Source organism: Streptacidiphilus alkalitolerans (assembly GCF_042511045.1).
Lineage (GTDB): Bacteria > Actinomycetota > Actinomycetes > Streptomycetales > Streptomycetaceae > Streptacidiphilus > Streptacidiphilus alkalitolerans.
Map to the genome: position 1 here is coordinate 790,623 of NZ_JBHEZX010000001.1, position 21,354 is coordinate 811,976.

Here is a 21,354-nt window from a genome sequence, read left to right on the forward strand (position 1 = left end):
TCAGCCATGAAGCTACTGGAGAGTAGGCGCTGCTATCAGGCGCTCAACCCGCTGCACTCGTTGATCTACTTCGCCCCCGAGGCCGAGCAGGAGTTCACCTCGGTCGGGCTCCGCTCCGGCCGGATGAGCTACTTCGCGGGCCGGGCCGCGGCGATGGGCGCGGTCGGCGCGGGTACGGTGACCGCTGTCTTCTTCAACTTCAGCCCGGGCCTGGTGGCCCACCACATCCCGCTGGCCTGGGAGTTGGCGACCCCGCAGGCCGTGCTTGAGGCGCGACTGCGGGCCGTCGACCGGGTGCTGCGCCGACTGCTGGGCGAGGAGGTGCTGACCGACCCGGAGGTCGCGGAGGCCGCGCGGCTGGCCGCCGAGGCCGCGTCCGCCTGCGGCGCCGCCGGCCGGCCGCTGTACGCGGCGCACGCCGACCTGCCGGTCCCCGAGCAGCCGCACCTGGCGCTCTGGCACGCCCTCACCCTGCTGCGCGAGCACCGCGGCGACGGCCACATCGCGGCACTGACCGCCGCCGAACTCGACGGCCTCGACGCCCTGGTGACCCACACCGCCAGCGGCAAGGGCTTCACCGCCGAGTTCGCCCGCGCCAGCCGCGGCTGGTCCCAGCAGGAGTGGGACGCCTGCGTGGAACGGCTGCAAGCCCGCGGCCTGCTGGACGCCGACGGCAGCCCGACCCCGAGCGGGCAGGACCTGCGGAAGCAGCTGGAGATCCTCACCGACACCCTCGGCCAGGCCCCCTACCAGCACCTGGGCGCGGACGGGACGGCCCGGCTGACCGAGATCGGCAACCGGCTGTCCAGGACCGCGCTGCTCAACGGCGCCTTCCCCTCAGGCGTCTTCGCGACCCCCTGACCACTCCTCGATCGTCCGGGCGAACCGGGCGAGCCCCGCGGGGGTGTGGCCGAGGAAGAGGAAGGGCTCGATCAGCTCCAGTTCCATCAGCAGCGGCGTTCCGTCGTCGGCGAGGGCCAGGTCGACCCTGGCGATCAGGATCTCGTCCGGCCGGGGCGCCGCCCGGAGCGCCGCCGCGGCCACCTCCCGTTCGGCGTCCGAGGGCTGATGGAGTATCAGGTCCGGGTGCGCGACCCGGGCGTTGTCGATCACGCCGACGTCGGTGAGCACCGGGCCCTTGCGCAGCGCATGGCTGAACGCGCCGCCGAGGAAGGCAAGCGCCCGCTCGCCCTCGGCGATCCGCGCCAGATAGGGCTGCACCATCGCGGTCCGGCCGGCGGCGTGCAGGGCCAGCACATGGGCCTCGGCCAGCGCGCCCTGGTCGGCGGTGTAGCGGGCGGTGTCGCGGGCCCCGGCCGAGACCGTCGGCTTGACCACGAACTGCTCGTAGCCGGGCAGCACCACCTTCTCGCCCGGCGCCAGGAAGGCGGTCGGAACGACCGGGACCCCCTGCTCGGCGAGCTCCCGCAGATAGTGCTTGTCGGAGCTCCAGCGGACCACCTCGGCCGGGTTGTGCAGCCGGGCCACCGCACTGACCCGGTCGGTCCAGGCCAGGTACTCCGCCAGCCGGGGCCCGTAGTCCCAGGTCGACCTGACCACCACGTCGGTGCAGCCGGACCAGTCGTAGTCGGGGTCGTCCCAGCGCACGGCCTCGGCCTCGACGCCGCGCTCCCGCAGCGCGTCGAGCAGCAGCGGCATGTCGCTGTCGCGCTCGATGCCGGTCGTCGAGGTGGCCAGGACCACCCGCCCCTTGGACGTCATCTGCTTCTCCTCAGCTGGAGACATGGATCCCACGAACAAGACTCATCCCAGTGATCCTATGGGCAGGCACCCGGTCGTACGTTTCGGTATATTCCTTCGCCTCCGGGCATTCCTGGCTACCGTTGTCATCCTGATCCGGTCGCTGCGGGTAATGCACAACGAACGCATGGTGGTGCGAGGTGCCGTGGTCGACGGCGAAGCTGGATCTGCCCGGACATCCGCGGGTGCTGTCCTTAGCGCGGGTGGCCGCTCCGACGGCAGCCCTGCTCGGACTCCTCCTGGCCGCGGCTGCCCTGCTGGGCCTGCCCCTGCACAGCGGGGTGCTGCGGGGCGCGTTATCGGGCCGGTCGGTGCCGATGGAGCCCAACTCGGCGGTGGCGCTGGTGCTGTTGACCGGCACCCTGCTGCTGATCGTCCGGGCCGGGCCCACCGAGGCCGGCCGTAGGACGGTCGGGTCCGCGGCGGTGGCCGCGGCCGTGATCGGCTCGCTGTGCGCGCCGGAGTCCGCGCTCGGCCTGGTGCTGGCCGCCGCCGCCCTGCCCGCGATCTGCTCGCACCGTCCGCGGGTGGTGCTGCTCGGCCAGGCCCTGGGCGTGGCGGTGGCCATGCTGGGCCAGGCCCGGCTCTACAGCTTCGCCTACAGCGTCCGGGAGTTGGGGCCGATCGGCAACGGCACCGGCATGGCCGTCAGCACCGCCCTGGCGCTGATCCTGATCGGCGTCGCGGTGTTCCTGGTCCGGCCGGACGAGGGCCTGGCCGCGCTGCTGACCAACGCCGGGACCACCGGCCTGTTCGGCCGGTGGACCTTCGGCGCCACCCTGACCCTGATCCCGCTGCTGGGCCGGCTGCAACTGGCCGGCGAGGACGCGCGGTGGTTCGGCGTCAGGCAGGGGATCACCCTGATGGTGCTGGGCCGGGTGAGCGCCCTGCTGGTGGTCAGCTTCGGGATGCTCTCGCTGGCCCGCCGGGCCGAGACCGCACGGGCCGAGGCCTTACGGAAGATCGGCGAGTACGCCCAGCTGCAGGCCTTCATGGACCACACCCCCGCGGTCGTCTTCAGCAGGGACCTGGACGGCCGCTACCTGGCCGCCAACTCCCGCTTCGAGCACCTGGTCGGCGCGGCCCCGGGCCAGGTGGTCGGCGCCCTGGTCGAGGACCTGCTGACCCCGGAGGCGGCGGTGGCCGCCCGGCGCGCCGACCACGCCGTCCGCACCGGCCGCGGCTCGGTCCAGCAGGAGGAGGTGGTCCAGCAGGAGGACGGTCCGCACCACTACCTGACCACGCTGTTCCCGCTCACCGACGGGGCCGGCCGCCCCTACGCGGTCTGCGGCGTCTCCCTGGACGTCACCGACCGGGTGCTGGCCCGGCGCGAGGCGGACCGGCTGCAGCGGCGCTTCCGCGACCTGCTGGAGTCGGGCCCCGACGCCACCGTCATCTCCGACGGCGACGGCATCATCGTCATGGTCAACGCGCAGACCGAGAAGCTCTTCGACCACCGCCGCGAGGACCTGGTCGGCCGCCCGCTCTCGCTGCTGCTGCCGGAACGGGCCGAGCCCTCGGGCCCCTTGACCCCGTCGGAGCTCGAACCGTCCGGCGCCGAACCCGACCTGCGGGCCCGGCACCGGGACGGCCGCGAGTTCCCGGTCGAGATCAGCGTCAGCCCGCTGGAGACCGAGGACGGGCTGCTGGTCTCCGCCGCGATCCGCGACATCACCGGCCGCAGGCAGGCCGAGGCCGAACGCCGGGCCCTCTACGAGCAGCAGCGCCGGATCGCGCTGACCCTGCAGCACAGCCTGATGGGAACGCCCCCGCAGCTCCCCCAACTCCCCACCGCCAGCCGCTATCTGGCGTCGGCTCAGGACGCCGGGGTGGGCGGTGACTGGTTCGACCTGATCCCGCTGGACGGCGGCAGGTTCGGCATCCTGATCGGCGATGTGATGGGCCGGGGTGTCGACGCCGCCGCGGTGATGGGCCAACTCCGGGCCGCCGCCCACGCGCTGGCCCAGACCGGACTGTCCCCGGCCCGGCTGATGACCGCCCTGGACGCCTTCGTCGCCGAGCTGCCCGACCAGCTGGTCACCTGCTGCTACCTGGTGCTGGATCCCGGCGCCGGAGAACTGACGCTGTGCTCGGCCGGACACCTCCCGGCGCTGCTCACCGTCCCCGGGCAGCCGCCGCAGGCGCTGGCCGCGCCGATCAGCGTCCCGCTCGGCGTCGGCGGCTTCCAGCACCGGCAGGCCGTGCACCGGCTGCCGCCGGGCTCGACCCTCGCCCTCTACACCGACGGCCTGGTGGAGACCCCGGACACCGACATCGACCTGCGGATCCAACTCCTGGCCGACACCCTGGAGTCCGCGCTGGCCGAGGAGCCGTCCGACGGCGACGGGGCCCGGGTGCTGGACCGGGCCGCCGACTGCCTGCTCCGGGCCCTGATCCCGGACCCCGAGGCGCACAACGACGACGTCACCCTGCTCCTGGTCCGGCTGCCGCAGGTTCCGTCCCCGGCGGACCCGATGGCCAGGACTTGGTGAAAGACACGGCTTGGTGAAAAGCATGGGCGGGTGGGTCGTCACGGGCCTACCCTGACGCGTACACAGAGAGTGTCCGGACGTGCGGGGGTTGGGCAGTGGCGCAGGACAGCAGATCGGCAACCGACGCACAGATCCCGGACCACGCGCCGTCCGCGGACCTGAACATGGACATCCCCCACCCCTCCCGGATGTACGACTACTACCTCGGCGGCAAGGACAACTTCCCCGCCGACCGCGAGGCCGCCGAGCAGGTGCTGCGGATCGTGCCGGAGCTGCGGATGGCCGCCCGGATGAACCGGGCGTTCCTCGGACGGGCGATCCACTACGCGGCGGCGGCCGGCCTCTCCCAGTTCCTGGACATCGGCACCGGCATCCCCACCGCCGGCAACACCCATGAGGTGGCCCAGCGGGTCAACCCGCAGGCCCGGGTGGCCTATGTCGACAACGACCCGATCGTGCTCACCCACGCCCGGGCGCTGATGGCCGGGACCGGCCACGGACTGACCCATGTGGTGCAGGCCGATCTGCGCGAACCCGAGAAGATCCTCGCCGACCCGGTGGTGCGGAAGGTCATCGACTACGACCAGCCGGTGGTCCTGGTGCTGGCCGCGATCCTGCACTTCATCCCGGACTCCGACCAGCCGCACGCCATCGTCAGGGACCTGCTAGAACCGCTGGCGCCGGGCAGCCTGCTGATCCTCAGCCACGGCTCCTGGGACGCCGAGGGCGAGGACTTCTCCGGCCGCGCCGAGCAGATGAAGGGCCCCTACAGCAGGGCCAGCGCCCAACTGCACCTGCGCTCCCGCAGCGAGATCACCCAGCTGTTCGACGGGGTGGAGCTGCTCGAACCCGGTGTGGTGCCGGTCTCCAACTGGCGCGCCGAGGCGACCCCGGAGGAGTGGAACGGCAGCCGGGGCTTCTACGGCGGCGTCGGCAGCAAGCCCTGACATACCGTCAATCCGGCATCCCGATCAGGAGGAGCACGCGTCCGATGGCCATCTGGTCCCGAACCGACCGCCGTCAACTCACCGACGGCCGCTTCGTCCGCGCGTACCAGGACGACCTGCTCATCGCCGAGGGCGTCACCGGCGTCTGGGACTGGGTGGACGTCGCCGACACCGCCCGGGTGGTCGCCCTCGACCAGGACGGCCGGGTGGCGCTGGTCGAGGACCGGTTCTACCTGCAGCAGCGGCGGATGCTGCTGGTCCCCGGCGGAGCGGTGGACCGTGCGGAGCAGCCCGAGGCGGCGGCCGGGCGGGAGTTGGAGGAGGAGACCGGCTGGCGGGCCGGGACCCTGGAACCGCTCGGTGTCATCGACCAGCTCCCCACCGCCACCCCGGCCAGGGCCCATCTCTTCCTGGCCCGCGACCTCCGGCCGGGCGTCCTGGCCCGCGAGCCCAGCGAGGAGGGGATGACCCTGGACTGGCGTCCGCTCGCCGACGCCGTCACCGCGGTCCGCGAGGGCGTGATCACCGACGCCGCCAGCGTCGCCGCCCTGCTGCTGGCCGCGCTGCGCGTCTAGCGCAGGTCCGCCCCGACCTCGTTCATATGGCGCAGCCCCTGCCGGTAGGACTCGATCAGCCCGGTCTCCGTGTACGGGAGCCCCAGCGCGGCGCAGTGCGCCCGGATCAGCGGCTGGGCCTGCTTCAGCCGGGGCCGGGCCATGCTCGGGAAGAGGTGGTGGTCGATCTGGTAGTTGAGGCCGCCGAGGAACCAGTCGGTGAACGGTCCGCCGCGGACATTGCGCGAGGTCAGCACCTGGCGCCGGAGGTGGCCCCAGCGCGGGCCGTCCGGGTCGGGCATCTCCATGCCCTTGTGGTTGGGCGCGAAGGCGCAGCCGAGGTGCAGTCCGAACAGCGCCTGGTGCAGCGCCGCGAAGGCCAGTGCCTGCAGCGGGTTCATCGCCACCAGCAGCAGGGTCGTGTAGCCGGCCAGGTGCGCGGCCAGCAGCCCGCCCTCGACCAGCCGGTCGCGTCCGGAGCGGTGCCGCAGGTCCTGGAGGCTGGACACCTTGAGGGCGACGCCCTCCAGCAGCAGCAGCGGGAAGAACAGCCGCGCCTGGTTGCGGGTCAGCCACTGCGCGAAGCCCTGCCGCTGGGCCGCCTGGCGCTGGGTCCAGACGAACACGCCCACCCCGACGTCCGGGTCCTTGTCGACATGGTTGGGGTTGGCGTGGTGCCGGTTGTGCTTGTCGGTCCACCAGCCGACGCCCATGCCCAGCAGCAGGTTTCCGTGCACCAGGCCGATCACCCGGTTCACCCGCCGGCTCGCGGCTATCTGCTGGTGCCCGGCGTCGTGCCCGACGAACGCGGTCCGCGCCCCCAGCACCGCGGCGGGGAGCGCCAGCGCCAGCACCCACCAGGACCCGCCCAGCAGCAGCACCCCGGACCAGGTCGCGGCGACCAGCAGCAGGTTCAGCCCGATGCTGCGCGCGTACCACCCGGTCCGCCGCTCCAGCAGGCCCGCCGCCCGGACCGTCCGCAGCAGCGGGGCGAACTCGCTGCCCTCCTCGGACCGCGGCGGCGACGGCCGGAACTCCGCGCTGGGCTGCACCCTCGGGGGCGCGCTGACCTGCGTCGACATCGGGATCTCCTCGGCTGGCGGGAGGAGCGGCCGTCCGCCGCCCCTCCCGTCCCAACCTAGGGATCACCGCCTGTGCCGAGCCATGGAGCGCCCACCCGGCCGCCCCGGGGGTTAACCCCCTGCGGCCAACCCCCGGCGCCGCTGCTACGCCTCCGCGAGCAGCGGGCCGCGCAGCCGTCCCAGCGCCCGCGACAGCAGCCGGGAGACATGCATCTGCGAGATGCCCAAGCGGTCGCCGATCTGCGACTGCGTCATGTCCTCCACGAAGCGCATCGACAGGATCAGCCGCTCCCGGTCCGTCAGTCGCGCGATCAGGGGCTTGAGGGACTCCAGGTTCTCGACGCCCTCGATCCCCGGGTCCAACTCGCCCAGCCGCGAGGTGAAGGCGGAGCTGTCGTCGTCGCCCTCGGCGCCGGGGGTGCCCGCGTCGATGGAGCTGACGGAGTAGCCGTTGGCGGCCACCAGGCCCTCACGGACCTCGTCCTCGGTCAGGCCGAGGTGCGCGGCGAGTTCCTGCGGGGTGGGCGCCCGGTCCATGGCCTGGGCCAGCTCGTCGGTGGCCCGGGCCAGCTGCAGCCGCAACTCCTGCAGCCGGCGCGGCACATGGACGGCCCAGCTGGTGTCCCGGAAGAAGCGCTTGATCTCACCGACGATGGTCGGCATCGCGAAGGTCGGGAACTCCACCTCGTGGCCGAGGTCGAATCGGTCGATCGCCTTGATCAGGCCGATCGTGCCGACCTGGACGATGTCCTCCATCGGCTCGCTGCGGGTGCGGAACCGCCCGGCGGCGAACTTCACCAGGGTCAGGTTCAGCTCCACCAGGGTGTTCCGCACGTACTGGTACTCGTGCGTCCCCTCCTCCAGCACCGCGAGCCGGGCGAACAGCACCTTGGACATCGCCCGCGCGTCCACCGGGCCGACGCGGCGCGGCTCGGAGAGGTCCAGCCCCGGGAAGGAGAGGGCCGGCTCCGGGACTGCTGCGGTAACGGCGGCCTGCGGTATCACCTGCGTGTCGACGGTCATGGACCACGTGTACCCCCACTCGCCGCACCCATGCCTGTGGTGCGCACCCCGAAGGGGCACGCACCGCAGGAGGCTGCCGCAACAGCCGGAGGTCACACCGGCTCAGTTGTGGCCGTAGCGCTTCTCCTTCTTGCGCGCCGACGGCTGGGCCGAGGTGGTCGGCATCAGCAGCGTCGGCGCGTCCTGCATCTCCGGCGAGGACATCGCCTTGTCGCCGTGGACGCTGTGGTCGGCGTGGCCGGTGGTCTTCTGCTTGCGGTCGCGGTTCTTGACCTTCGACATGAGTGTGTCTCCTGCATGGGTCAGTACAACTGGAACGCCGAGCCCGCATCCGGCGGGCTCCCCACCACCGTCGCAGGCGACAAGTCGCCCCGCATCTCGAAGAGTTACGCAGAGTGACGACGGCCGCGCGGCCGGGCCAGCCCGAAGCGGCGCTGACGCTTCGTCAGGGAGGCCCGGTCCAACTCCTCCATCAGCCGCTTGGAGCGGTGCTCCGGCGCCAGCTCGTCCAGGATCCGGTCCACCTCGGCGAGCAGCGCACCGTGCAACTGCCAAGCCTGCGGGCTCTGCTGGATGCGCTCCAGCAGCAGCCTGGCCACGTTCTCCCGGCTGCCCCAGGCCGCGGCGAGCTCGGCCGCCAGTCGTGACTCGGCCTCCTCCGCGTTACTGCTGACCTGCGTGGTCACCAGCACGGCAAAGCTGACCAGGGCGGCGCCGATGTGCGAGAACAGCTCCTCCAGGGAGACCGCCATCCGCTCGGGGAACAGCGGCCGGTCCGCGCTCTCCGGCCCCTCCGACTCGTACTGCTTGGCCAGGTCGGTCAGCGAGCGGGCCAGCACCCGGACCACGACCACGCAGATCTCCAGGGTGTCGAGCCCGGTACGCAGCACCAGCCGGGACAGCAGCCCCTCGCTGATCCGCGGGTTCAGCCGCAGGCTGTCCTCGGCCTGCCGGAGCGAGGCGTCGACCTCGGCGATGTCCTGGTCCAGGTGGCGGGCCTCGTGCAGCCGGGCGGCGGCCCGCGCGGGGGCCGGCGGGCGGCCCAGTTCCTCCGCCAGGTGCAGCAGCAGCATCCGCACCCGGCGGGCCAGGTCCTCCAGCGACTCCCCCGCGGTGTCGACCCACACCGGCGGTGCGAAGAGGAAGTTGAAGGCCAGGCCCACCCCGGCCCCGATCAGCGTCTCCAGCACCCGGTCCCAGGCCTGGGAGGCCAGCCGGGTCACCCCGAGCACCAGCATCGCGCTGATCGCGACCTCGTTGACGAACTCGCCGACCCGGACGAACTGGCCCACCGTCAGCGCCGCCAGGATGGTCAGCCCCAGGCTCCACCAGCTCAGCCCCACCACCGAGCTGAACCCGATCGCGATCAGCACCCCGACCACGACCGAGTTCACCCGTCGGATGCTGGTCTTCAGCGTCGAGTACAGCGTCACCTGTACCACCAGCAGCGCGGTGAGCGGTGCGGTCAGCGGGGCCGGCTCGCTGCTCAGCCGCAGCGCGACGGCGTACGCCAGGGTCGCCGCGACGGTCGCCCGCACGGTCTGGACCACGACGGGGTCATTGCGGCGCTTCTTCAACTCGGACAGGAGGTCGGTGAGCATCTGCCGTACCGGTGCACCAGGCATCTGCTGCCTCTGCCCAGGGAGCCGCCGCATGATCACCACTATGACATGGCCCACACCCCCGGCCCGGCCGACACCGTCACCGACCCCCGGGCATCACCCCGCGGCCTCCCCCGCGTCACCCGGACGGTGCCGGCCGGTGCGAGGGTCGTCCACAGCCCCTTTCCGCCGACCCCACCCCGCGGAGGACATCGCGATGCCCCAGCCTGCCACTGCTCCGCTCGACGTCCTGGCCGACCTGTTCGCCGGGGAGGGCGCCGCCGAGTACTTCGGCGAAGAGGTCACCCAGGCCGAGCACATGCTGCAGACCGCCGCCCTGGCCGAGGCCACGGGGGCGGCTCCGGCGCTGGTCGCGGCGGCCCTGCTGCACGACGTGGGCCACTTCGGGACGCTGACCGCGGCCCAGGGCGGGCTCTCCGGGGACGTGCTGATGGCCGGGACGGACAACCAGCACAGCCGCACCGGCGCCGCCTGGCTGGCCCAGTGGTTCGGCCCCGAGGTCACCGAGCCGGTACGGCTGCACGTGGCCGCGAAGCGCTACCTGTGCGCGGTCGAGCCCGGCTACTTCGGACGGCTCTCCGAGGCCTCGGTGCACACCCTGCGGGTCCAGGGCGGCCCGATGGACTCCTCCCAGGCGATCGCCTTCGAGGCCGGCCCGTACGCCGCCGACGCCGTCCGGCTGCGGCGCTGGGACGAGCAGGCCAAGGACCCCGCGTTCGCCTCCCCGCCGTTCGCCCACTACCTGCCGCTGCTGGCCGGGCTGCTCAGCACGCCCTCGGCCGCCGCCGGATAGCGACCGGCGCGCAGGCGGCCGGCCAGCGCGCCGAGCGCCCCGGCCGCGACCAGGAGGCCGAGGCGGAACGCGTCGGTCCTCCCGTCCCAGCCGAGGACGCCCCAGCGGTGGGTGTCGAAGCCGTCGAAGAACGGCCAGAACACCGGCCCGACCAGGAGGCTCCCGGCCAGGTCGCAGGCCCGGCCGACGGCGAACGCCGCCATGCACAGCACGACCAGCAGGAACACCGGGTGCCCCCACGCCCCCACTGCGGCGAGCAGGATCGAGGCCGGGGCCGCCACCGCAAAGGCGACCACCAGTGCCATCGGCGCCTGCAGCAGGTCCCGGCGGTCGGCGACGGCGTGGGCGGCGGGCGCCGACCGGTGGGCCCGGGTGCCGGTACGGGTGAGCAGCTGGACGGCGGACATGGGAACCTCCAACGCGCCGCGTCGGCCCCAGTGGGCCCGGACCGGCGTCTGTACCCATGGAAGCCCTGCGGCGCCCGGCGCGGACCCGCCGTTGACACCTCCCATACGGCGGGGCGGCCGATCCTTACGCGTTCTTATCGGCCCCGGCTCAGGCCCCGGCTCAGGCCCCGGCTCAGGCCGTGGGGTTGCGGGAGTCGTAGCGGGCGAAGGCCGGGTGGCGGGCAGTGAGGATCAGCATCGCGGCGACGCAGGCCAGGCCGCCGCTGACGGCGGAGAAGGTCGGGCTGGTGAGCTGGGCGACGCTGCCGGACTCGAAGTCGCCCAGGCGCGGGCCCCCGGCGACCACCACCACGAAGACGCCCTGGAGCCGTCCGCGCATGTCGTCGGGCGCGGCTGCCTGCATGATGGTGTTGCGGAAGATCATGCTGACGGTGTCCGCGGCCCCGGCCATCGCCAGCAGGATCAGGCCCAGCCACAGCTGCCGGGCCAGGCCGAACCCGGCGATGGACAGGCCCCAGGCCAGCACCGCGCAGATCACCGCGAGCCCGTGCCGGTGCACCCGTCCGACCCAGCCGGAGAACAGCGCGCCGAGCAGTGCGCCGACCGCCGGGGCGGCGGCCAGCAGCCCGACCGTGCCGGCGTCGCCGTGGTAGAGGACCAGGGCCAGCGCCGGGAACAGCGCGCGGGGCATGCCGAACACCATCGCGGCCAGGTCGGCCATGAAGCTCATCCGCAGATTGGGGCGGTCGCGCAGAAAGCGCAGCCCGTCCAGGACCGAGGCCCGGGCCCGGCGGGCGGAACCGGCCGGGTCGCCCTCGGGACGCATCGAGGGCAGCCGCCACATCGCGTACAGCGAGGCGCTGAAGGCCACCGCGTCGAACAGGTAGGCGGCCTGGTAGCTCCAGACCCCGATCATCAGTCCGCCCAGCATCGGTCCGACGGTCAGCCCGAGGTTCATGCTGACCGTCGACAGCGCGTTGGCGGCCGGCAGCTGCTCGGCGGGGACCAGCCGGGGCACCATGGACGCCCGGGCCGGGGCGTTCAGCGCGAAGCACACCGCCTGCAGCGCCACCACCGCGTAGAGCACCCCGACCTGGCGCACGCCGAGGAAGGCCTGCGCGGCCAGCCCGGCGGACAGCACGGCCAGGCCGGTGGCACCGAAAAGACCCAGTTTGCGGCGGTCCATGGTGTCGGCGATGGCCCCGCCGTAGAGCCCGAAGACCACCAGCGGGACCAGCGAGCACAGGCCGACAAGACCGGTGGCGAAGGGTGAGCCGGTGAGCGCGTACACCTGGACCGAGATGGCAAGCGCGGTCATCTGCTGGCCGACCGAGGACACGCTCTGGCCGAACCAGAGCCGCCGGAAGTGCGGGCTGGTGCGCAGCGGGGTGACGTCGGCGAGCGCGGTACGGGCCAGCCGCCCGAACCTGCCGGAGGCCGTGGCGGCGGGCTGGACGGCGGACTGGGGTGTCGTCTGGGCCATCGGGTCGGCGGCGGCAGGCGGGGTGAGCTGGTCCTTGGGCACAGCACATCATCTCGCGCCGCGCCCGGGCCGCTCCGGCCGGGTCCGGCGAAGCGGGGTGAATCGGGCGCGGGTCAGTCGGCGATCCGCCGGAACAGCCCCTCCTGCATGACCGAGACCACCAGTTCGCCCTGGCGGTTGAACAGCTGTCCCCGGGCCAGCCCCCGGCCGCCGATCGCCACCGGCGACTCCTGCTGGTAGAGCAGCCAGTCGTCGGCCCGGAACGGACGGTGGAACCACATCGCGTGGTCCAGCGAGGCCATGTCGAAGTGCCGGGTGCCCCACAGCGGCTCGACCGGGATCCGTACCGCGTCCAGCAGGGTCATGTCGCTGGCGTAGGTGACCGCGCAGGCGTGCACCAGCTGGTCGTCGCCGAGCCGGCCGTTGGTGCGCAGCCACACCGCGCTGCGCGGCTCGACCCCGGCCAGCTCCTCCGCGGTCCAGCGCAGCCGCTCCACATAGCGGATGTCGAAGGGCTGGCGGCGGCTGATGAACGGCGGCAGCTCGCCGAGCACCGAGCCGACCTCCTCAAGCGCGGTCGGCAGCTCCTCCGGCTGCGGCACCGGCGCCATCGGCAGCTGGTGGGTGAACGGCGACTCCTCCGGCAGGTGGAAGTCGGCGGTGAGCGCGAAGATCGTCCGGCCCTGCTGGACGCCGAGGACCCGCCGGGTGGTGAAGGAGCGGCCGTCCCTGATCCGGTCGACCTGGTAGACGATCGGCACCCCGGGGATGCCGGGCCGCAGGAAGTAGGCGTGCAGCGAGTGCACCGGGCGGTCGGACGCCACCGTGCGCCCCGCCGCGATCAGTGCCTGCCCGGCGACCTGACCGCCGAAGACCCGCTGCAGCGACTCCTCCGGGCTGCGCCCACGGAAGATGTTGACCTCGATCTGTTCGAGGTCCAGCAGGTCGACCAGCTGGTCCACCGGGTTGCCCATGGGATGTTCGTCCTCTCGCTCGCACACGCTCTCGGAGGACATTCTCCCCTGTCGCCGATCGGTGCGTGCTCACCAGCGCGCTGCTCACGAGCGGTAGGGCAGCGCCGGGACCTGGAAGCAGTCGGTGTCCATGTCCGCCACCTGGGTGACCCAGCCGCCGTCCGCGCCGCCCTGCCAGCGGGCCACATCCAGGCAGGCCCGCTGCGGGCCGGTCGGGGCCGGCTTCGGGGTGAAGCCGGTCGGGATCAGCAGGCCGTGCGCGTCATAGGGCTCCGGCCGCTGCAGGTAGCGGTCGAGGCAGGCCCGGTCGACCTGGGCGCCGCAGGAGCCCGCCGCGTCGGCGAACCACTGGGCGGCTGCCCAGCCCTCCACCTCCCACTGCGACAACTGCCCTTCCCGGGACGGGAAGTAGCGCTTCATCGCGGCCCGGAACGCGGCCACCGCCGGATACCGGACATCCTCGTAGGAGCGGCTGTCGGCGGTCGCCCAGAGCGCGTCCAGGCAGCCCGGGACGGCCTGGTAGTCGCTGCCCGCCCGCGCGGTCCAGTTCTGCACATTGGTGACCTTGGCCGCCACGGCCACCCCGGCCGAGGCCATCGCCTGGCACAGCGCGACATTGCCCCTGGTATCCATCGCGTCCAGCAGCAGCTGGGTGCCATGGGCCTTCAACTGGGCGGCGACAGCGGCGAAGTTGGGCAGGGCGAAGTCCACCGTCTCGGTCAGCACCCGGTAGCCCTCGGCCTTCAGGCCCTGGACCAACTGGGCGGCGTAGCGGGCCGAGTCGGCCTGGTTGTAGCCGACCACGGCGGCCGAGTGCAGCCCGAGCTTCTGGGCGAAGTAGCGGTAGACCTCGGTGGTGGCGTACTGGGTGCCGTTCCAGCCGACGGCCCGGCCGTCCCTGGGCTCACTGCTGCCGTAGATCTGGTAGAGGTGCGGGTAGCGGTCGTAGGCGGTGCCGATCGGCTCGCCGCCGATGTCGGGCACGCCCTTGGCGCTGACGTACGGGGCGCCCGCGTAGTCGAGGGCACTGGTGGCGACCAGGGCCAGGACGTGGTCCTGGTCGATCAGCTTGTGCACACAGGCCTGGTTGCCGCTGCCACTGCCACTGTCGTCGCAGGTCACCACCTTCACCTGGCGTCCGCCCAGGCCCCCGGCGGCATTGAGCGCGCGGAAGAACGCCTGCGCCCCGTACAGCGGCCCGCTGAACGCCTCGGTGCCGAGCACGCTGGAGACCGAGGTGACGATGCCGACGGTGAGCGGCGGCGGCGCGGACCCGCCGGTGGCGCCCGGCGCGGCGGCGGGCGGCCCGGCGAAGTCGCGTTCCGGCAGCCGGCTGCCGCAGGCCGCCAAGGGCAGCACGGCCGCCAGCAGTACGGCCGCCAGGACCTTTCCGGCCGTCCGACGGGGAAGCATGGGCAGCACGGTACGGGAGGGAAGGGGGTCAGGCACAGGCGGCCGGGGAGGTCCCGCCGCTCAGCTTGATCAGGTTGCACAGGGTGGCGTCCGCGACCTGCCAGACCCCGCCCACCAGAACCGACTTGCCCGCCGAACCGGGCAGCGCCGGCGCCCCGCTGACGCAGAGGTTGTAGGTGACGTCGGCGGCGGTCGCGCCGGTGAAGGACACCGTCAGCACGGTGGCGGTGGCGTGGGCGGCCAACGGGTTGGCGGCGAAGGACTGCAGGACGGGGGCGAAGGTGGTGCCCTTCTCCAGCAGCCCGACCTTGGCGGTGGCGGGCGTGGCCGGGTCGAAGAACTTCTGGTAGCTGGTGGAGATCGCAGCCGCCGCCCCGGCGGTGTCGCTGGGCCCGGTGCCGCTGACCGTCGGCGCCGCACCGGTGCCGCAGGCGGCGGGTGCGGCAGCGGCGCTGGTGGTGGCCGGAGCCGCGGCACTGGTGGTGGGCGCGGCGGCGCTGGGGGACGCGCTGGGCGCCGCCGTACCGCCGCCCCCGCTGCTTCCGCAGGCCGTGGCGAGGAGCAGCACCGCCGCCCCGACGGCAGCGCGCGGAAGGTACCCGGAAACGTTTGCGGAACCGTTGCTCATGGAATCCTCACCGTCCGAATCAGTATTCCATCTGACGCTCCGTCAGCTAGTTCCAAGCTACCGGTTTCGGCGGATGATGGTCCCGTCGGTGCACGCATCGGCGAAAAAGATGAAGGAATGTGACCGTCCGCAGGGACGGCCGGGCTGGGGGATCGATGGCGGCACCACCGGCAGCAGCATCCGCGCCAACACCGTCCGAGGCAGCACCGTTCGCGGCAGGAGCGTTCGCGGCGGCTCCCGGGTCGAGCAGAGCCGGGAGGACCGCCCAGGCGCTGCGCGACCGCCTCGGCTGGATCTGCTGCGCCACCGGCGTGCTGCTCTGCGCGCTCGGCTGGTACGGGGTCTCCGGCGAGCGCTACACCGCCCGGCAGATCCCCTACCTGGCCTCCGCCACCGCGCCCGGCGCGGCCCTGATCGTCGGCGGCTCGGTGCTGCTCGCGGCCCGCCGCCGAGGCGCCCGCCCCTCCCCGGAATACGAGCAGCTGCAGCGCCAACTCGCCACTCTCACCCGGTTGCTGACGGAGGCGGTGCAGGCCGAGCAGAACGACCGGGCCGAGGCTTCCGAGATCGACGGGTCCGCCCGGCCCTGGCTGCTCGCCGTGCCCGGCGGCCGGACGTACCACCGCTCCGACTGCCTGCTGGTGCAGGGCCGCCAGGACCCCGAGCAGCTGCTCAACGGGGACGTCGCCAGCCGCGGCCTGCGCCCCTGCCCGCTGTGCGAACCGCCGGAGGGGACATGACCGTCCCGCTGCCGGTGGACCTCGCCGTGGCCGGGCTCGCCGTGGGCAGTGCCGCCGCGCTGTCCGGTATCGGCCTGGTGGTCTGCCACCGGGCGACCGGCGTGCTCAACCTGGCCCAGGGCGCGGTCGCCATGGTCACTGCCTACGCCCTGCGGCAGACCGTGGTGGTCTGGCACTGGCCGCGCGCCCTCGCTGTCCCGGCCTGCGTGCTGCTGTTCGCCCCCGGGCTCGGGGTGCTGATGGACCTGCTGGTGTTCCGCCGGCTCCAGCGGCGCAACGCCGGAACCGTGGAGACCCTGGTGGCCGGGCTCGGTGTGTTCGTGCTGCTGATCGGCGCGGCGGCGCTGTGCTGGGGACTGACCCCGCTCACCGACGCCCCCGCCGTCGTCCCGGCCCGCCCGATCGGCCTCCCCGGCGGCCTGCGGCTCACCCTGGACACCGTGGTCGACCTGGCCGCCGTCGCGCTGATCGCGGTCGGGGTCGGCGCGGTGAGCCGCTGGACGCCGTTCGGCACCACGGTCCGCGCGGTCGTCGACAACCGCCGGCTGGCCGAACTCTCCGGCCTGGACGCCGACCGGGTCTCCTCGGTCGGCTGGGCCTTCGGCGCGTTCACCGCCGGCCTCACCGGCGTCCTGCTCGCCCCGGCGCTGCGGCTGGACCCGTACGGGCTGCCGCTGCTGGTGATGGAGACCCTGGCGGTCGCCGTCGCCGCCGGGCTGCGCAGCCTGCCGCTCGCGGTCGGCGCGGCCTTGGCCCTCGGCATCGGGCAGAGCGAACTGACGGCCTTTCACCCCAGTGGGTGGGGCGGCCCCTTGCTGCAGTCGGCCGGCGCCGACCTGTTTGTGCTGGCGCTGCTCGCGGTGGTCCTCCTGCCCGGACGGCTGACCCGGGCGACCGGCGGCGTCCCCGCGCTGCCCCCGCTTCCGGCCCTGCTGCCGGGGGTCGGCGTCGGCGCGGGCGCGGGGGTCGGCTCTGGGGTCGGCGCGGGCGCGGGGGTCGGTTCGGACGTCGAGATCCTGCGGAGCTTGCGCCGCTGCGCCTGCCTGGTCCTGCTGCTGGCCCCGCTCGTGCTGCGCGGCGGCGACCTACGGGCTCTGCTGCCGGGCCCGGGGCTGGCCCTGGTGCTGCTCTCGCTGGTCGTCGTCACCGGCTACGGCGGCCAGATCTCGCTCGGCCAGGCCGGATACGCGGGCCTGGGCGCACTGCTCACCGGCACGCTCGCCGCCGACGGCGTCCCGGCCCTGACCGCCCTGCTCGTCGCCGTCGCCTTCGCCGCCCCCTGCGGGCTGCTGGTCGGTTGGCCCGCGATCCGGCGGCGCGGCCTCGCCCTGGCCCTGACCACCTTCGCGGTCGGCACAGCCATGAGTCGACTTGTCTTCCAACAGCCTTATCTCACTGTCGGCATCCGCCTCGACCGCACCGGCCCCTGGGCGAACGACCGGGTCTTCTACGCCGCCGAACTCGCGCTGCTGGCAACGGCCCTGCTGCTGGTCCGCGCCCTGCACGGCGGCCGGACCGGACGGGCGCTCGGCGCGCTGCGCGACCACGAACCGGCGGCGTACGCGTCCGGCGTCAACGTGCCGCGGCTGAAGCTGCTGGCCTTCACCGCGGGCGCGGCGCTGGCCGCGCTCGGCGGCGGACTGCTGGGGCTGGGCGCCCAGGCGTTCGATCCCGACTCCTTCGATCCGGTGCTCGGGCTGCTCTGGTTCGCCGCGGTGGTGGTCTTCGGCGCCGGCAGCGCCTCCGGCGCGGTGCTCGCCGCGATGGCCCTCACCGCGCTGGACGCCGCCACCTCGGCAGGCGTCTCGGCCGCCGCCATCGGCGTCCTCGCGGTGCTGCGCGGCTGGTCCGCCGGCTCCTGGGGCCGCTGGGCCGGCCTGCTGCGGACCCCGGCCGCGCAGGAACCACAGCCCGATCCCCCGGTCCGGCTGAGCCCGCTCGGCCGCCGGATCGCCCATCAACTCGCGGGCGGCGGGCGGTGACCCCGGAGCGGACCGGGCTCAGCGCCCGGCTCCTGGTCCGCCGCTACGGCGGCGTCGCCGCCCTCGACGGCGTGTCCCTCGACGTCCCGCCCGGCCGGATCACCGCGCTGACCGGGCCCAACGGGGCCGGCAAGAGCACCCTGTTCCGCTGCCTCAGCGGCGCCGAACGCCCCGACGCCGGACAGGTACTGCTCGACGGCCGCGACATCACCCACCTGCCCGAATACACCAGGGCCCGGCTCGGCCTGGCCCGCACCTTCCAGCAGTTGGCCGTCTTCCCCGGCCTGACCGTCGCCGACAACCTCCGCGTCGGCGCCGAGCAGGCCGGCCGGCGCTCGCCCCGCGACGCCGACTTCGCCGTCGCCCGCGCCCTGCGCCAACTCGGCCTGGAATCAGTCGCCGAGAGGTCCGCCGGCACGCTCCCCACCGGCACCCTGCGACTGCTCGAACTCGGACGCGCCCTGGCCGGCGACCCCACCGTCCTGCTGCTGGACGAACCGGCGGCCGGACTGGACGCCGACGAGACCGAGCTGCTGGCGCAGTTGCTCACCGCGCTCGCCGAGGACGGCCGGGCGGTACTGCTGGTCGAGCACGACCGCGAGCTGGTCGACCGGATCGCCCACAGCGTCCACACCATGACCGCAGGGCGAATTGACGAAGCGTCAGAACAATTGCCGGGGGCCGTCGATGAGCGTTGAGATCGCGCTGCGGGCGGCCCGGGTCCGCTACGGGCCGCTGGAGGCCCTGCACGGCGTGGACCTGCGGATCCCCCGGGGCCGGCGGACGGTCCTGCTCGGACGCAACGGCGCGGGCCGCAGCAGCGCGCTGCACGCGCTGGCCGGGACGGTCCCGCTGTCGGGAGGCCAGGTGCTCTGGTTCGGTGACGGCAGCCCAAAGGCCCGTGACATCACCGGGCTCGACGCCTACCGGCGGGCGCGGCTCGGGATGACCCTGGTCCCGGCCGAACGCGCCGTCTTCCCCACACTGACCGTCGCCGAGCACCTGTCCCGGCTCACCGCGTCGGCGCGTGGGGCGGCGTTCGACCTCTTTCCGGAACTCGGCAGACTGCGGACCCGCAGCGCGGGAACCCTCTCCGGCGGCGAGCAGCAGATGGTCGCACTGGCGGTGGCCCTGGCCGGCCCGTCCCAGCTGCTGCTCCTGGACGAGTTGGGACGCGGCCTCGCCGCGCCGGTACTGGCCCGCGTCCACGAGGCGCTGATCGCCGGCGCGGCGGCGGGCCGCACCGTCGTCCTCGCCGAACAGGCCCTCCGGGCCGGGACGCTCGGTGTGCCGGCGCCGGACCTGGTCTATGCGCTGCACCGCGGTGCGGTCGTCTTCGCCGGCGAGCCGGGGGAACCGGCGCTGGCGGCGATCGTCGCTACCGCAGCGTCAGCACCGTCCCGGTGAGCAGGACGTCCGGGTCGGGGCCGATAGCGGCCCGGTTGAGCCGGTAGAGGGCGGGCCAACCGCCCTTCACCGCGAAGCGCGCGGCGATGGCCGACAACGTGTCCCCGGCCCGCACCGTGTACCGCGGAGCGGTGCCCGCGGCGGGGGGAGGGGTGGGCGGCGGCGGAGTGGGAACCGGCGTCGGTACCGGGGTCGGCCTGGGAGCAGGCTTCGCCGTCGAAACAGGCACCGGACCCGGCTTCGGCGTGGGCTTGGGCTTGGGCGTCGACGTGGGCACGGGCATCAGCGTCGGCGTGGGCACGGGCTTGGGCTTGGCAACCGGCTTCGGCGTGGGCACAGGCGTCGGCACTGGCTTCGGGCTCGGCTTCGGCGTGGGCCTGGGCACGGGCGACGGTGTAGGCGTGGGCTTCGGCAGGGGCTTGGGCGTAGGCACAGGCGTCGGCGTAGGCACAGGCGTCGGCTTGGGCTTCGGCACAGGCTTCGGTGTAGGTACCGGCTTCGGCGTGGGCTTCGGCACCGGCTTGGGGGTGGGCTTGGGTGGGGTGGTGAGGCCCAGGTGCTTTGAGCAGGCCGGCCAGGCCGTCCAGCCCTGCCAGGCGAGGATCCGCTCCGCCACCGCGATCTGCTGCGCCTTCGTCGCCAGGTCGGGCCGCTTCGCGTACGCCTTGCCCCCGGCTTCCGACCAGGTCTCGGCAGAGATCTGCACTCCGCCGTAGTAGCCGTTGCCCGTGTTGATGTGCCAGTTTCCGCTGCTCTCGCACTGCGCGAGCCGGTCCCACACCGATACCGCGACCCGGGTCGAAGACCCCATGTCCGCAGTCCACGGCACCGCGGCGACAGCCGCAGCCACGGTTGCCGCTACCGCCAGCACCTTCATCCCTGTGGCCATGGCAAATGACGCTAAGTCGGCTCAGCACATAATCTGACGATCCGACAGCACGACTCGCCGTCCATTCACACGAACGGCGGCGCGGCACCCCGTCCGGGGCACCGCACCGCCGCAGGCGCAAGCAGCGGACCGACGAAGGGTCAGCCGATGGAGAGCACCTGACCCGGGAAGATCAGGTCGGGGTTGGCACCGACCGTGCTCGTGTTGGCCGCGTACAGCGTCTGCCAGGACTCGCCGTTCGCCGCGGCGATCGTGCCCAGGGTGTCGCCGGACTTCACCGTGTAGGTAGCGCCGGTCGCCTGCGCCGACGAGGCGCTGTTGTCAACATTGCTGGACGGAGCCGCCGCGCTCGCGGAGTCGCCACTGCTACCGGTCGAGGTCGAGGTCGAGGTCGAGTCCGACGAAGCCGAGTCCGACGTCGAAGACGAGCCCGCGTCCCCCTGGCTCAGGCCGGCCTGGGGGCCGCACACCGGCCACGCACCGGGCCCCTGCGAGGCGAGGACCTGCTCGGCCACCGCGATCTGCTGGCTCTCGCTGGCCTGGCTCGCGCTCGCGGCGTACTGGTCGCCGCCGTAGGCGGACCAGGTGGACGGGGAGAACTGCAGGCCACCGGAGTAGCCGTTGCCGGTGTCGATGCTCCAGTTGCCGCCGCTCTCGCACTGGGCGACCGCGTCCCAGGTGGAGCCGGAGGCGGCGGACGCGCCGGTCGCGGTCAGCAGGCCAGCCACGGGAGCGGCGACGACCACACCGGCGATCACGGCCGCACGGATGCGGCGGCTCTTCTTCCTGCCGCCCTCGATGGCAGCGGTGTTGTCAGCGTTGCGGACGGCGTCGTTCTCGTGGCGAAAGATCATGAAGTCCCTTACTCGACAGTCCCGGCCGGGCCGACGGGCGGCGCGTCGTACGCGCTCGTCACTCCGTCACCACGGCTCACGGGGCGGGTCGGCGGCCCAGAGATTCAGGCCGCCCCGAAGCGGTGCTCGCGGTGCTCGTTGCACCGGTGTCCGAACGTAGGCAACCCGCGCCAGGCATCCAAATGGTTCCGGGTCGTCGCAGCTCAAGGCGGTGTTACCAGCGGTAGACAGCCGTCGGCACGCCCACCATCAAGACCATTTGTCCCTTTTGTGAGCGATCGACGGCGGACGCTGTGCTCCTGG

Annotated in this window: 21 protein-coding genes; 9 read left to right on the forward strand and 12 right to left on the reverse strand. The window is 73.3% G+C overall.

Features of this window, described 5'->3' with window-relative positions; genetic code table 11:
• Positions 1–6 precede the first annotated feature (6 nt).
• On the forward strand, positions 7–861 hold the full coding sequence (locus ACEZDG_RS03530; protein WP_380502100.1) for an SCO6745 family protein: 855 nt from the start codon (positions 7–9) through the stop codon (positions 859–861).
• Here the strand turns inward: ACEZDG_RS03530 and ACEZDG_RS03535 are convergent.
• Positions 838–1,722: an ATP-grasp domain-containing protein gene (locus ACEZDG_RS03535; protein WP_380502102.1), complete on the reverse strand. Its 885-nt coding sequence runs from the start codon at positions 1,720–1,722 to the stop codon at positions 838–840. The two genes, ACEZDG_RS03530 and ACEZDG_RS03535, sit on opposite strands and share 24 nt — an antisense overlap.
• A 242-nt stretch (positions 1,723–1,964) precedes the next feature.
• Between ACEZDG_RS03535 and ACEZDG_RS03540 the strand changes: the two genes are divergently transcribed.
• From ACEZDG_RS03540 to ACEZDG_RS03550, 3 genes are all read left to right on the forward strand, one after another.
• Positions 1,965–4,253 (forward strand): SpoIIE family protein phosphatase, encoded by a 2,289-nt coding sequence (locus tag ACEZDG_RS03540; protein ID WP_380502104.1) that lies wholly within the window; start codon positions 1,965–1,967, stop codon positions 4,251–4,253.
• 95 nt (positions 4,254–4,348) lie between these two features.
• The gene (locus tag ACEZDG_RS03545; protein ID WP_380502106.1) at positions 4,349–5,200 is read left to right on the forward strand and encodes an SAM-dependent methyltransferase; all 852 of its coding nucleotides are present in this window, start codon (positions 4,349–4,351) and stop codon (positions 5,198–5,200) included.
• Between the two features lie 44 nt (positions 5,201–5,244).
• On the forward strand, positions 5,245–5,775 hold the full coding sequence (locus ACEZDG_RS03550) for an NUDIX domain-containing protein (RefSeq protein WP_380502108.1): 531 nt from the start codon (positions 5,245–5,247) through the stop codon (positions 5,773–5,775).
• On the opposite strand, the gene ACEZDG_RS03555 is transcribed toward ACEZDG_RS03550, so the two are convergent.
• The 4 genes from ACEZDG_RS03555 to ACEZDG_RS03570 all read right to left on the reverse strand — a co-directional run bounded on the left by ACEZDG_RS03555 (position 5,772) and on the right by ACEZDG_RS03570 (position 9,460).
• Entirely contained in the window at positions 5,772–6,842 is a 1,071-nt protein-coding gene (locus ACEZDG_RS03555; RefSeq protein ID WP_380502243.1) for a fatty acid desaturase family protein, read from the reverse strand. The two genes, ACEZDG_RS03550 and ACEZDG_RS03555, sit on opposite strands and share 4 nt — an antisense overlap.
• Positions 6,843–6,980: 138 nt before the next feature.
• Entirely contained in the window at positions 6,981–7,859 is an 879-nt protein-coding gene (locus tag ACEZDG_RS03560; RefSeq protein WP_380502110.1) for an RNA polymerase sigma factor SigF, read from the reverse strand.
• A gap of 102 nt (positions 7,860–7,961) precedes the next feature.
• A complete protein-coding gene (locus tag ACEZDG_RS03565; protein WP_380502112.1) occupies positions 7,962–8,141 on the reverse strand; it encodes a hypothetical protein in 180 nt (59 codons plus the stop codon).
• Between the two features lie 104 nt (positions 8,142–8,245).
• Positions 8,246–9,460: an FUSC family protein gene (locus tag ACEZDG_RS03570; protein WP_380502114.1), complete on the reverse strand. Its 1,215-nt coding sequence runs from the start codon at positions 9,458–9,460 to the stop codon at positions 8,246–8,248.
• Positions 9,461–9,677: 217 nt separating this feature from the next.
• Here ACEZDG_RS03570 and ACEZDG_RS03575 point away from each other — a divergent pair, with 217 nt between their 5' ends.
• Positions 9,678–10,274 carry a phosphonate degradation HD-domain oxygenase gene (locus ACEZDG_RS03575; RefSeq protein ID WP_380502116.1) on the forward strand — a complete coding sequence of 199 codons (597 nt, stop codon included), beginning with the start codon at positions 9,678–9,680 and terminating at the stop codon, positions 10,272–10,274.
• Here the strand turns inward: ACEZDG_RS03575 and ACEZDG_RS03580 are convergent.
• From ACEZDG_RS03580 to ACEZDG_RS03600, 5 genes are all read right to left on the reverse strand, one after another.
• Positions 10,220–10,681 (reverse strand): hypothetical protein, encoded by a 462-nt coding sequence (locus ACEZDG_RS03580; RefSeq protein WP_380502118.1) that lies wholly within the window; start codon positions 10,679–10,681, stop codon positions 10,220–10,222. The genes ACEZDG_RS03575 and ACEZDG_RS03580 overlap by 55 nt on opposite strands.
• Before the next feature lie 172 nt (positions 10,682–10,853).
• Entirely contained in the window at positions 10,854–12,164 is a 1,311-nt protein-coding gene (locus tag ACEZDG_RS03585) for an MFS transporter (protein ID WP_380502245.1), read from the reverse strand.
• A 113-nt stretch (positions 12,165–12,277) separates the two neighbouring features.
• Entirely contained in the window at positions 12,278–13,138 is an 861-nt protein-coding gene (locus ACEZDG_RS03590; protein ID WP_380502120.1) for an acyl-CoA thioesterase, read from the reverse strand.
• 84 nt (positions 13,139–13,222) lie between these two features.
• Positions 13,223–14,551, reverse strand: a complete 1,329-nt coding sequence (locus tag ACEZDG_RS03595) for an ABC transporter substrate-binding protein (RefSeq protein ID WP_380502122.1) — start codon at positions 14,549–14,551, stop codon at positions 13,223–13,225.
• Positions 14,552–14,579: 28 nt separating this feature from the next.
• Positions 14,580–15,179, reverse strand: a complete 600-nt coding sequence (locus ACEZDG_RS03600) for a hypothetical protein (protein ID WP_380502124.1) — start codon at positions 15,177–15,179, stop codon at positions 14,580–14,582.
• A 155-nt stretch (positions 15,180–15,334) separates the two neighbouring features.
• Between ACEZDG_RS03600 and ACEZDG_RS03605 the strand changes: the two genes are divergently transcribed.
• Genes ACEZDG_RS03605 through ACEZDG_RS03620 form a run of 4 tightly spaced genes read left to right on the forward strand, consistent with a single transcriptional unit; the run spans position 15,335 to position 19,308 of the window.
• The gene (locus tag ACEZDG_RS03605) at positions 15,335–15,919 is read left to right on the forward strand and encodes a hypothetical protein (RefSeq protein WP_380502126.1); all 585 of its coding nucleotides are present in this window, start codon (positions 15,335–15,337) and stop codon (positions 15,917–15,919) included.
• Positions 15,916–17,901 (forward strand): ABC transporter permease, encoded by a 1,986-nt coding sequence (locus tag ACEZDG_RS03610; protein WP_380502128.1) that lies wholly within the window; start codon positions 15,916–15,918, stop codon positions 17,899–17,901. The genes ACEZDG_RS03605 and ACEZDG_RS03610 overlap by 4 nt, the downstream gene beginning before the upstream one ends.
• Entirely contained in the window at positions 17,898–18,599 is a 702-nt protein-coding gene (locus tag ACEZDG_RS03615) for an ATP-binding cassette domain-containing protein (RefSeq protein WP_380502130.1), read from the forward strand. Before ACEZDG_RS03610 ends, ACEZDG_RS03615 begins: the two co-directional genes overlap by 4 nt.
• Positions 18,589–19,308 carry an ATP-binding cassette domain-containing protein gene (locus ACEZDG_RS03620; protein ID WP_380502132.1) on the forward strand — a complete coding sequence of 240 codons (720 nt, stop codon included), beginning with the start codon at positions 18,589–18,591 and terminating at the stop codon, positions 19,306–19,308. Before ACEZDG_RS03615 ends, ACEZDG_RS03620 begins: the two co-directional genes overlap by 11 nt.
• On the opposite strand, the gene ACEZDG_RS03625 is transcribed toward ACEZDG_RS03620, so the two are convergent.
• Both ACEZDG_RS03625 and ACEZDG_RS03630 read right to left on the reverse strand, forming a co-directional pair.
• Entirely contained in the window at positions 19,280–20,197 is a 918-nt protein-coding gene (locus tag ACEZDG_RS03625) for a transglycosylase family protein (protein WP_380502134.1), read from the reverse strand. The two genes, ACEZDG_RS03620 and ACEZDG_RS03625, sit on opposite strands and share 29 nt — an antisense overlap.
• A 140-nt stretch (positions 20,198–20,337) precedes the next feature.
• A complete protein-coding gene (locus ACEZDG_RS03630) occupies positions 20,338–21,051 on the reverse strand; it encodes a transglycosylase family protein (protein ID WP_380502136.1) in 714 nt (237 codons plus the stop codon).
• Positions 21,052–21,354: the final 303 nt, after the last annotated feature.